The organism is Mesorhizobium sp. M0621, from assembly GCF_040320745.1.
Classification (GTDB): Bacteria; Pseudomonadota; Alphaproteobacteria; order Rhizobiales; family Rhizobiaceae; genus Mesorhizobium.
On record NZ_JAMYQF010000007.1, the window covers coordinates 49343 to 61039 of the forward strand.

At 62.6% G+C, this 11697-nt stretch carries 10 protein-coding genes and 1 pseudogene; 7 read left to right on the forward strand and 4 right to left on the reverse strand.

The window, feature by feature from the left end:
- Positions 1-38 precede the first annotated feature (38 nt).
- The 6 genes and pseudogenes from NKI38_RS07115 (at position 39) to derI (ending at position 6389) form a co-directional block, all read left to right on the forward strand.
- On the forward strand, positions 39-980 hold the full coding sequence (locus NKI38_RS07115; protein WP_013533072.1) for a D-ribose ABC transporter substrate-binding protein: 942 nt from the start codon (positions 39-41) through the stop codon (positions 978-980).
- 93 nt (positions 981-1073) lie between these two features.
- Positions 1074-2634: pseudogene (locus tag NKI38_RS07120) on the forward strand (FGGY-family carbohydrate kinase).
- Positions 2631-4148 (forward strand): glycerol-3-phosphate dehydrogenase, encoded by a 1518-nt coding sequence (locus NKI38_RS07125; protein ID WP_352655940.1) that lies wholly within the window; start codon positions 2631-2633, stop codon positions 4146-4148. Before NKI38_RS07120 ends, NKI38_RS07125 begins: the two are co-directional and overlap by 4 nt.
- Entirely contained in the window at positions 4148-5086 is a 939-nt protein-coding gene (locus tag NKI38_RS07130) for a sugar phosphate isomerase/epimerase family protein (protein WP_352655942.1), read from the forward strand. The genes NKI38_RS07125 and NKI38_RS07130 overlap by 1 nt, the downstream gene beginning before the upstream one ends.
- Before the next feature lie 63 nt (positions 5087-5149).
- On the forward strand, positions 5150-5917 hold the full coding sequence (locus tag NKI38_RS07135) for a triose-phosphate isomerase (RefSeq protein ID WP_352655944.1): 768 nt from the start codon (positions 5150-5152) through the stop codon (positions 5915-5917).
- A 34-nt stretch (positions 5918-5951) separates the two neighbouring features.
- On the forward strand, positions 5952-6389 hold the full coding sequence (gene derI / locus NKI38_RS07140) for a D-erythrulose-4-phosphate isomerase (protein WP_027036231.1): 438 nt from the start codon (positions 5952-5954) through the stop codon (positions 6387-6389).
- A gap of 21 nt (positions 6390-6410) precedes the next feature.
- Here the strand turns inward: derI and dhaL are convergent, their stop codons facing one another.
- The 4 genes from dhaL to oiaX form a co-directional block, all read right to left on the reverse strand.
- Positions 6411-7052: a dihydroxyacetone kinase subunit DhaL gene (dhaL, locus tag NKI38_RS07145; protein WP_352655946.1), complete on the reverse strand. Its 642-nt coding sequence runs from the start codon at positions 7050-7052 to the stop codon at positions 6411-6413.
- Positions 7053-7079: 27 nt separating this feature from the next.
- Positions 7080-8087, reverse strand: coding sequence for a dihydroxyacetone kinase subunit DhaK (locus tag NKI38_RS07150; RefSeq protein ID WP_352656139.1), 1008 nt, complete (start codon positions 8085-8087; stop codon positions 7080-7082).
- Between the two features lie 128 nt (positions 8088-8215).
- Positions 8216-9550, reverse strand: coding sequence for a four-carbon acid sugar kinase family protein (locus NKI38_RS07155; protein ID WP_352655947.1), 1335 nt, complete (start codon positions 9548-9550; stop codon positions 8216-8218).
- Between the two features lie 4 nt (positions 9551-9554).
- On the reverse strand, positions 9555-10805 hold the full coding sequence (oiaX, locus tag NKI38_RS07160; protein ID WP_352655949.1) for a 3-oxo-isoapionate-4-phosphate decarboxylase OiaX: 1251 nt from the start codon (positions 10803-10805) through the stop codon (positions 9555-9557).
- Between the two features lie 177 nt (positions 10806-10982).
- On the opposite strand from oiaX, the gene NKI38_RS07165 reads away from it, so the two are divergent.
- Positions 10983-11696 (forward strand): transcriptional regulator NanR, encoded by a 714-nt coding sequence (locus tag NKI38_RS07165; RefSeq protein ID WP_352655951.1) that lies wholly within the window; start codon positions 10983-10985, stop codon positions 11694-11696.
- Position 11697 lies beyond the last annotated feature (1 nt).

Sequence of the window (11697 nt, forward strand, 5' to 3'; positions counted from 1 at the left end):
ACTGGCAGCAACACCGCGTAATCATTGGAGGAATGTACATGAAAACCATGCTGAAAAGTCTGCTTGCCGCCGCGATGGTCGTCGGGTTCACGGCCGCCGCGTCGGCCGCGGGCCTGATCTCGATCATCGTCAACGATCCGGCCAACCCCTACTGGCTGACCGAGGGCAACGTCGCCAAGGCCGAAGCCGAGAAGCTCGGCTATACGGCCAATGTCGGCGCCCACAAGGGCGACACCAACACGGAAAGCAACTTGATCGACACCGCCATCACCAACAAGTCGGTGGCCATCATTCTCGATCCGGCCAATGCCGACGGTTCTGTCGGCGCGGTGAAGAAGGCGATAGCCGCCAACATCCCGGTCTTCCTCGTCAATGCCGAGATCAACCAGGAAGGCCTGGCCAAAGGGCAGCTCGTTTCCAACAACGCGCAGGGCGCTGCTCTCGGTGCCCAGCAGTGGGTGCAGGCGGTCGGTGAAAAGGGCAAATATGTCGAACTGCTCGGCGCCCCGTCGGACAACAACGCCGCGACGCGCTCGAACGGCTACGCGACTGTGCTGAGCCAGTATCCGGATCTCGAAAAGGCTGCTTCGCAGGTCGCCAACTGGGATCGCACCCAGGGCCACGACAAGATGCAGAGCATGCTGCAGGCCAATCCCGACATCATCGCCGTGATCAGCGGCAATGACGAAATGGCTCTCGGTGCGGTTGCCGCGCTGAAGGAAGCCGGCAAGCTGGCTGGCATCAAGGTCGGCGGCTTCGACGGTTCTCCGGACGCGGTTGCGGCCATCAAGTCCGGTGAACTGCAGTACACCGTGCTCCAGCCGGTCGCCATCTTCTCGGCCAAGGCCGTGCAGCAGGCGGACTCGTTCATCAAGACGGGCGCCACCGGTGCGGCAACCGAGAAGCAGCTGTTCGATTGCCTTCTCATCACCAAGGACAATGTCGACAAGTACACGGCACCGTTCGTGCTGTCTGAGTAAAACCTGCACAGGGGGTGTCCTTGCGGACACTCCCTGCCTCTTCTACGAGATGGCCCTCGTGAACTGCCTTCTTAACCAACCGGAATTCGTGGCATGAAAGACCTGCTGATCGGCATCGACGCGGGAACGTCGGTGATCAAATCGGTCGCTTTCGATCTGTCCGGCCGACAGCTCGCGATGACATCAGTGCCCAACAGCTTCGTCACGCTGGAAGGCGGCGGCGCCGAGCAGGACCTCGATCAGACCTGGCGCGACATGGCGCGGACCGTTCGCGATCTCGCGGCCAAAATCCCTGACCTCGCGCAACGAGCCGCGGCGGTTGCGATCACCGGGCAGGGCGACGGAACCTGGCTGATCGATGGCGAAGGCTTGCCGGTCTCGCGCGCATGGCTGTGGCTCGACGCGCGCGCCGGACATTTGGTGGATGAGATGCGCGCCGATCCCCGGGATCGCAGGCGGTTCGAGCTGACCGGCACGGGGCTCAACTCATGCCAGCAGGGTGCCCAGCTTGCCTTCATGAAAAGGAACAATCCAGAGATGCTGGAGCGGGCGGCGACCGCACTGCATTGCAAGGATTGGCTCTACTTCAAGATGACGGGCGAACGCGCCACCGACCCCTCCGAAGGAACCTTCACCTTCGGCGATTTTCGCTCGCGCACCTATTCCAACGAAGCCCTCGACATCCTGGATCTGACGACGCATCGCCGGCCTGTTGCCTCCCATGCTGGAAGGCACCACCGACCATCATCCGCTGTCGCGATCGGCGGCGACAGAGACCGGCCTGCTCGAAGGCACGCCGGTGGTGCTGGGTTACGTGGATATGGTCATGACAGCTCTCGGAGCCGGCCTCTACGATCCCTCAGGCAATGTCGGCTGCACGGTCATCGGCTCGACCGGCATACACACGCGCTTCGCAGCCACTCCCGACGATGTCGTGCTGAACGATGATGGCTCCGGCTACACCATCGCCATGCCTATTCCAGGCGGCTTTGCACAATTGCAGTCCAACATGGCGGCTACACTCAACATCGACTGGCTGCTTGGCCTTGCGCGCGACGTGCTCGCCACGGGTGGCGGCAAACCTTCTCATGATGAGTTGCTGAAGGCACTCGATGTCTGGGTGGAAGCATCCGAGCCTGGATCGCTGATTTACCAGCCTTACATATCGTTGGCAGGTGAAAGAGGGCCATTCGTCGACCCCGATGCACGCGCGGGGTTCATCGGCCTTTCGGTCAAGCACGGCTTCGGCGATCTGGCGCGCGCCGTCCTCGAAGGATTGGCCTTCGCCGCCCGCGATTGCTACCAGGCGATGGGCACCGTGCCGAGCGAGATCCGGCTGTCGGGCGGCGCCGCGCGCAGCCCGTCCTTGCGCCGCATCATCGCGGCGGCGACACGGTCGCAAGTGCGCACCAGCAGCCGCCAGGAAGCCGGCGCTGCAGGTGCCGCGATGATGGCCGCGGTTGGCCTCGGCGTCTACGGCTCGATGGAAGACTGCACTGCCGAGTGGGTGACGCCGCTTCTCGGCGACTGCGATGCCTATGACGAGGCGCTGTCGCAAACCTACGATGCGCTCTTCCCTTCCTTCGTTGCAGCGCACCGGGCGCTTCGGCCGGTGTGGAAGGGCATGGCGCACCGCACAGGAGCAAGATCTTGAGCAATATAACAGATGTCGTCGATCTCTTCGTGATCGGCGGCGGCGTCAACGGAGCCGGCATAGCGCGAGATGCGGCCGGTCGCGGACTATCCGTCATCCTGTGCGAAAAGGACGATCTCGCGCAAGGCACCAGCTCGCGCTCCGGCAAGCTGGTGCATGGCGGCCTGCGCTATCTCGAATATTATGAATTCCGGCTGGTTCGCGAAGCGCTGATCGAACGCGAGGTGCTGCTCGAGGCGGCGCCGCACATCATCTGGCCGATGCGCTTCGTTCTTCCGCACAGCCCGCAAGACAGGCCAGCCTGGCTGGTCCGGCTCGGACTGTTTCTCTACGACCATCTTGGCGGCCGCAAGCGGCTGCCGGGAACCAGGACGCTCGATCTGAGAACATCGCCGGAAGGCGCGCCGATCAAGGACGAATTCAAGCGCGGCTTCGAATATTCCGACTGTTGGGTCGACGACGCGCGCCTGGTGTTGCTCAACGCACTGGACGCCGGGCAGCTCGGCGCAAGGGTGCTCACGCGCACTGCATGCATTGCGGCACGACGCGAAAATGGCCTGTGGTCGATCGACATACAGGATGGCCGCACGGGTGCGGTCACGAAAGTCTGGGCGCGCGCACTGATCAATGCGGCAGGGCCATGGGTCAACGACATTGTCAGCCGCGTCGCCGGCCAGAATTCCACACGCAACGTTCGTCTTGTGAAAGGCAGCCATATCGTCGTGCCCAAATTCTGGGAGGGACGGCAGGCCTATCTGATCCAGAACAACGACAAGCGGGTGATCTTCGTCAATCCCTACGAGAACGATCTTGCGCTGATCGGCACGACCGACATTCCCTACGAAGGCAGGCCCGAGGAAGTGGCAGCCGAGGCAAGCGAAGTCGATTACCTGATCAAGGTGGTCAATCGCTATTTCAAGCGGCAACTGACGCCACAAGACGTGGTCTACAGCTTCTCCGGGGTGCGTCCGCTCTATGACGACAATGCCGACAATCCAAGCGCGGTGACGCGCGACTATATTTTCGAACTCGACGCCTCCAATGGCAACGCGCCACTGCTTTCGGTGTTCGGCGGCAAGATCACCACCTTCCGCAAGCTCTCCGAACATGCGCTGGAAAAGATCCAGCCGTTCTTTCCGACGATGGAGAAGGCCTGGACGGCCAAAATTCCCTTGCCCGGGGGCGACATTCCCAATGCTGACTTCGAGCAGTTCCGGAGTGATCTGCATTCCGAGTTTTCATGGCTCAGCCCGTCGCTGGTGAAGCACTACGCTCGAACCTATGGCACCCGCGCCAGGCAATTGCTGGCCGGCGTGCATAACGAAGCGGATCTCGGCCACCGCTTCGGTCCCGATTTCTATGAACGGGAAGCAAAGTTCCTGGTCGAAACCGAATGGGCAGGTACACCAGCCGATATACTGGAGCGCCGCACCAAACATGGCCTGCATATCAATGCAGCCGAGCGCAAGATTTTCGAAGACTGGTTCGGTAACATCATGGCGGCGGCAGACTGATGGCCTTCACGCTTTCCCTCAACACCAATCCACTGGTCAATCGCTTCGCCGATCCAGACGATCTGATCGACGCGATTGCCTATGGCATCGGTATCCGTGACGTGCAGCTGACACATGAATTCGTCAATCCGGGCTGGCCGGCGGCGACGATTGCTAAATTCCTGCGCCTGTTCAACAGTGCATTGGCGAGGACTGGCGTCCGGATCACCTCCGGCATGACCGGACCCTATGGCCGTCTCAATCATTTCGGCCATCCGGACGCCGATGTCCGGCGCTACTATGTTGACTGGTTCAAGACGTTCGCCGACATTTCCGCCGAACTCGGCGCGTCGGGCATGGGCACGCAGTTCGCCATTTTCACCTACAAGGATTTTGACGATCCGCAACGGCGGGCGGTGCTGCTCGACGTCGCGCTCGAATGCTGGCGCGAGGTGGCCGAACACGCCAAGGCGGCGGGCCTGACCTATCTGTTCTGGGAGCCGATGTCGGTGGGCCGCGAGTTCGGCCACACGATCGAAAGCTGCGTCACGCTGCAGAGCGCCATCGATGCGGCGAAGCTGCCTATACCGATGAAGATGATGGTAGATATCGACCATGGCGATGTGACCTCGCCCAACCCTGCCGACACCGATCCCTATGCCTGGGCGAAAGCGTTTCCATTGCAATCGCCGATCATCCATATCAAGCAGTCGTCCATGAACAAGGGCGGGCACTGGCCGTTCACGGCCGCCTACAACAAGGATGGCCGCATAGTGCCGCAAAAACTGCTGGATGCGGTTCGGCAGGGCGGCGGAACCGACAACGAAATTTGCCTTGAACTTTCCTTCAGGGAGAGAGAACCAGTCGACCATCAGGTTATCGAGATGATCCGCGAGTCGGTGGATTTCTGGGCGCCTTACATCGACAGTGGCCGCGACAGCCTCAAGCCTCGAGTCTGAGCGAATATGTCGGCTCGACGCCGGCACTGGTGGCCAGGAAAACACGCGTTGAAGGAGAAAAAAATGACCCCATATTGGGTCGGCACGAGCTGGAAGATGAACAAGACGCTTGCCGAGGCGTTGCAGTTCGCCGATGCGCTGGCGGCCTTCGTGCCTGGTTTCGACGAGGCGATACAGCCCTTCGTCATTCCGCCGTTCACCGCAGCGCGCCAGGTCAAGGCGGCGCTGGCCAACGCCCGCGTAAAGGTCGGCGCTCAGAACATGCATTGGGCCGACGCCGGCGCCTGGACGGGGGAAGTTTCGCCAGTGATGTTGAAAGATTGCGGGCTGGATGTGATCGAATTGGGCCACAGCGAGCGCCGCGAGCATTTCGGCGAAACGGATGCGACCGTGGGATTGAAAACGGCGGCGGCAGTCAGGCACGGCTTCGTGCCGCTGATCTGCGTCGGCGAGACGCTGGCTGAACGCGAATCCGGCCGCGCCGAGGCGGTGTTGACGGCACAGGTTCTCGGCGCGCTGCAAGAGCTGAGCGGCGATCAGCTGAAGGCAGAAATCCTCTTTGCCTACGAGCCGGTCTGGGCGATCGGCGAGAAGGGCATTCCCGCCAGCGCCGACTATGCCGACAGGCAGCAGGCGCTGATCAAGAAAATTGCCGCCGACCGGTTGCCGATTGCTCCACCTGTGCTTTACGGCGGCAGCGTCAATCCCGGCAACGCAGCCGAACTGATCGGCCAGCCGCATATCGATGGCCTGTTCATCGGCCGCTCGGCGTGGCAAGCGGAAGGCTACATCGACATTCTGAAAAAGGCGTCGGCCGCTATCGCGCGCTGACTGTTACGACACGAAAGCAAAGGAGTTCATCACCATGAAGATCGCACTTGGAGCCGACAGCGCCGGCAAGCCGCTGCTCGATGTCATCGCCAAGCATCTCGCCACCAAGCCGGAGCTGCAGGTCGTCGATCTCAGCCAGGCCGGATTCTACGCCGATATTGCCGCCGCGGTCGGCCACGAAATTCTCGACGGCAACTACGACCGAGCCATCCTGTTTTGCGGTACCGGCATCGGCGTCAGCATCTCCGCCAACAAAGTGCCGGGCATTCGCGCCGCGTTGACCCATGACACCTATTCCGCGGAGCGCGCCGCCAAGTCCAACAACGCCCAGATCATCACCATGGGTGCCCGCGTCATCGGTCCCGAACTGGCGAAATCGATCGCCGACGCATGGCTGGCCTCGGAGTTCGATCCGAACGGCCCCTCCGCCGCAAACGTGCAGGCCGTCGACAAGCTCGACGCCAAGCGCTGACGCGAGGGACCTTCTGTTGAGTTAACTGGTCAAGGCGACCCGCATCGCCTCGATCACGGTCACGGCGGACGCGGCGCCGGGGTCCATATGGCCAAGCGAGCGCTCGCCGAGGCGGGAGGCCCGGCCCTTGGTCGCGACCATTGCCTTGGTCGCTTCCGCGCCTGCCTTCGCCGCCTGCGCGGCGGCCTCGAGACTGCCCGCCAGATCCTTGCCGGAAGCCAGCGCTTCGCCCGCCGCTTGCGCTGCCGGCGACCATGCGTCGATCATCGTCTTTTCGCCCGGCTCGGCCTTGCCACGATCCTGGATGCCTTTGGCCATGGCCTGGAACAGCGCGACTACGTCCGCATCGCCAAGTGTCGTCTTGCCCTTGACGGCCGCCGCGCCGCGCATGAACGCGGTGGCATAGAGCGGGCCCGAGGAGGCGCCGACCGCGTTCAGGAATGACTTTGCCGCCGTGTTCAGCAAAGTGGTCGGATCGGTCGCCCCGGTGTCCAGCGCGGCGACCGCATCGCGGGCCGCGGAGAATCCAAGCTCCATCGCGATGCCGTGGTCGGCGTCGCCGATAACCCCGTCAAGCGCGCACAGCCGGTCTCTGTCGGCTGACATGTTGGTTGCGATCGCTGCGAACATACCGGCAAGGCGGGCTGTGTCGATTGTTGTCATGCTATTGTCCCTTGACGAGGAGCAGGTTCAGCCGGCGCGAAACATGGCGCAATCACAAGGGTGGTCCAGCATCGTCTGCAACTCGCCGTCCAGCCGATGCAGAGTGATCGAGGCCCCGGCCATTTCGAGCGAGGTGCAGTAATTGCCAACCCAGCTTGCGTGAATGGACACGCCGATCTCGTCGAGCCTCTGCTTCACGCGCCGGTTCATGATGTAGAGTTCCATCAGCGGCGTCGAGCCCAGCGAATTGACGAGCACCGCGACCTTGTCGCCGCGCACCGGCGCCATTTCATCGAGAATCCTGTCCAGCATCTCGTCGGTGATCTCGTCGGCTCTTTTCAGCTTTTCGCGCGCGATGCCGGGTTCGCCGTGGATGCCCATGCCGATCTCCATCTCGTCCGGCCCGATCTCGAAATTTGGCCGGCGGGTCTGTGGCAGAGAGCAGGGCGACAGCGCCACGCCCATGGTGAAGGTGTGGTCGTTGGCCTTCCCAGCGATACGCTCGCATTCGTCGAACGACAGCATCCGGTCGCAGGCAGCGCCGGCGGCCTTGAAGATGAAGAAATTGCCGGCGACGCCACGCCTCTTATGCCGCTGGTCACGCGGTGCCGAGGCGACGTCGTCGGTGCTCAGCACCGTTCGCACCTCGATGTCGTCCATGGCCGCCATCTCGGCGGCCATGTCGAAATTCATCACGTCGCCGGCATAGTTGCCGTACATGAAGAGCACTCCAGCGCCGCCGCTGACTGCCTTGGCGCATTCTAGGATCGGGTCGGGCGGCGGCGAGGCAAAGACGTTGCCGATGGCCGCCGCGTCGGCCAATCCTTTGCCGACGAAGCCGAGGAAGCTCGGCTCATGACCCGAGCCGCCACCAATGACGAGGCCTACCTTGCCCTGGCGCGGCCCGTCGCGGGCGATGATCGAGCGTGGACTGCCGTCCACGCCTTTGAGATGGCGGGGATGCGCGGCGAGAATGCCTTCCAGCATTTCGTCGACGGCGCGGTTGCCGTCGTTGATGATCTTCTTGGTCTGCACCGGCATCCTCCCGATTTCCGTATTTTCGCAGATACTATCGGGCGTTACCGAGATTTCCACCCGGCAAGGCGTATTTCGCGTGTCGAAGCATTCTCGCGCAGCGATACCTGAACCCAGCGTTGGCCGCTTCAACCGCCGAGGCCGTCACGGATGGCTGAGAAATAGCGATCGGTTCCGACCTGACCGCCCTTGAGCGCAACCTCCAGCCCATCGATCGCCTTGACGCGCGAATGGGCAACGCAGAGCGGCGAACCTGGCGAAGCGGGCAGCGGCATGCGGATTGTCAGGGCATCGACACCCATCTCGCCGAGTGCATGGCTCGACGTGTCGCCGCCGGCAACGACCACGCGCCGCAGGCTCTGTTCGATCGTAAGGCTGCGAAGGATTTCTCCGAGGCCGCGGCCAAGCCTGTGGCGGGCGCCTTCCTGCCGATCGATTTCGGCGCCCCTGTCGGCAGTGGGGCCAAGCGCGGTGTAGAGGATGACGCTGCGCCCCGCTTGCAGACCGGCAAGCCCATTTTCCGTCGCACGCGCGATCGCCTGCTGCGACGCCTCGGAAACCAGTTCGACCGGATCGACCTCGATGCCGTCGAAACCGTCGGCCAGGGCATGCCGAATCTGCCGTTCGGTGGTCGGCGAGCAGCTTCCCGAAACCACGGCGACCCGGTCGGCAGCGCCCGGCGGCGTGAAGCCTTGTCCGGCGCTGACGATGCCATTCGAAGCCCATTCGGCCAACAACGCATACTCGACCCCAGACGAGCCAACGACAAAAGAACCGCCCGGCTTGCGAACGCGCCACAGCTCGTTGCCGGCCAAGGCTTGCGTCTCCAGATTGTCGACATCGACAAGCACGATTGCGGTGCCGTTTGCGGTCAGGCGATCGAACGCGGCCGATCGCGACGCGGACTGCAGCGTCGCAAGGTCGATCAGCCCGGAGCTCAGCGCAGTCTGCCGCGACAAATGGATCAGCAGATCGGACTCATCCATCGGCGTCGTCGGGTGACGGCTCATCACGGGGTGGCGATCGATGCGGAAATATTGATCGCGATAGGCGGCGAACAAATGGCCGAAGGCGGTGTAGCGTCTGAGTTGCGGCGCGCCGATCAGCAGCGGCACGCTGTCTTGCGCGAACACCGAGCGGCCGATTTCAATGGCCCGGCCGATGCTGCCGATCGTCGGACTGGAATCGAAGGTGGAACAGACCTTGTAGTGGCAGATTGCGGCTTTCAACGTCTTCAGCCAGCCGAAGGCTTCGCGCAGATGCGTGTCCATCCACTGCGGCGTCTCGCTGCGGCTGGTGCCGGCCAGGCCGATCGCCCGGCACTGCGCAAATCGCGCAAGCAAGGCCTCGTCCGGCTGGCGCATGAACAGCACGGTCGGCACGCCACCAAGCTCGAGCGCCTCCATGACATCGGTCGAGCCGGTCAGGTCGTCGCCATAATAGCTGAGAAGCAGGTCCTGCATGGCTTCAGGCTGCCTTGCCGTCGCCGAATTTTTCGATCGACCGCGCCAGTTCAGGGTGGTTCAGGGCGAAGTCGGCAAGCGGAATGCCGTCGACCGCCGCCTGCCAGGCTTGCTGCACGGCGCGCACGCCGGCGCCCGGCCCGTCCGGATGGCTGACGATACCGCCGCCGCAGAGATAGAGAAGATCGACCGTCCGTCCCGTCCGCGCATACGTCTCGGGCGCCTGGCCGCCCCACTGTCCGGAGCCCGCCACCGGCAAGGCACAGTCCTCAGGTGAAAAGATCGGTGTTGTCACGGCCTTGAAGGATTCGACGAAAGAGTCATCCGGTTCCCAGTACTTCGAGGCGATGCCGTTGATCTGGAATTGATCGACGCCGAGCAGTCGCCAGAACTGCTGCCAGACCTTGAAGTCCATGCCGAGGCCCGGGTGACGGGTGAGGATGTCCCAGCCATTGCGATGGGCGTGCAACACCACGCTGGAGCGTTTTCTCAGGAACGCCATGCCACTGAGCCCGATCGAATTGATGTTGATGACAGCGCAATTGCCGCCAGCCTTCGCCACCATATCATGGTTGCGCATCAACTCGTCCGGGTCGGCGTGCGAAATACCGAAGGCATACATCACCTTCTTGCCGGTCTTCTGCTCGTTGTCGAGGATCAGCGGCATGATTGACTTCACCCGTTCCGACAGCGGCGAATAGGCCGGGCTCATCAGCTTTTCATCATCCTTGATGAAATCGACGCCGGCGGCGATCAGTTCCGCCACCATTGCCGCCGTCTCGTGCGGCCGCAGGCCGAGCGCCGGCTTGACGATCGTGCCGATGATCGGGCGGTCCGTCACACTGGTCAGCCGACGGCTGCCGGCAACACCGAACTGTGGGCCGGGATGCGCGCCCCGATAGTCTTCCGGCAGCTTCATGTCGACGACGCGGATGCCTGTGAGGCCCTTGATCGAATAGGTGCCACCGATGGCAATTGTCATCAGCGCCGAAAGGTCGGTGCCGATGGCGTCGAACGGAAAGGCGATGTCGACGTCGGCACGCTTGAACGGCCCGTTGCCAGCGTCGGGAAGCGACGGCCGCTCGGCGTCAGGCAGAGGCCGGATCGCCAGCACGCGTGCCGCCACGCGGGCCTTCAACTCCTCGGTCTCGCCAGGCAGCGCAACGAAGGTTCCGGTCGACTGGTCGCTGGCGATCTTGGCCGCCAGCGCTTCGATGCTTCCAGGCGTTTCGATGCGATAGGTGAGGGTGATCATGGTCTGGCCGAGGCGTTCGAAAAAGGTTCACCGGTGCTCTAAATCTGGTATAATGAGTACATAAGTATTGCAAGGCATATCCGGCTGGAAGTTTCAAGGCAGGTCGACAGACGGCAATTTCCGGGAAATGTGGCGGCAGTGTTAGATAGGGCCGGGTCAAGGGAGTGATTCGCGACGATGAACCGTTCGGAACCGATTGTCCGGCGCAAGCTTTCCGACGAGGTCTTCTTGCGGCTGAAGCGCCTGATCACCAGCGGCGAATTGATGCCGGGCGACGACATGCCGTCGGAGCGCGAACTGATGGAGCGCTTCGAGGTCGGCAGGCCGGCGATCCGCGAGGCGATGCAGGCGTTGAGCAATATGGGCCTCGTCGCGATATCGCATGGCGAACGCGCCAAGGTGCTGCAGCTGACCGCCAAGTCGATCATCAAACAGGTCGATGGCGCCGCCAAGATCATCCTGTCGTCATCGAAAGACACGCTGGAGCACCTGAAGACCGCGCGCATCTTTTTCGAGCGCGGCATGGTCAGGGAAGCCGCCGAAAAGGCCACCGCCGAGGATGTGCAGCTGCTGCGGGCCACCATTGCCGAACAGCGCGGCTTCCGTGGCGACTCCGAGGCCTTCATTTCCGCCGATATGAAATTCCATACCCAGATCGCCGCGATCTCCGGCAACCCGATCTATGTCGCCGTCAGTGAGGCGATGCTGGGCTGGCTGAAAGAATACCACACCGAAATGCTGATCTGGACCGGCAAGGAAAGCTTCACGCTGACCGAGCATGAAGAGATCATCGGCCGCATCGAGAAGAAGGATGCCGACGGCGCCGAGAAGGCGATGATCAAGCATCTCGAGCGCTCGCGTGCCCTCTACGTGATGAATTCCGAAAAATGAT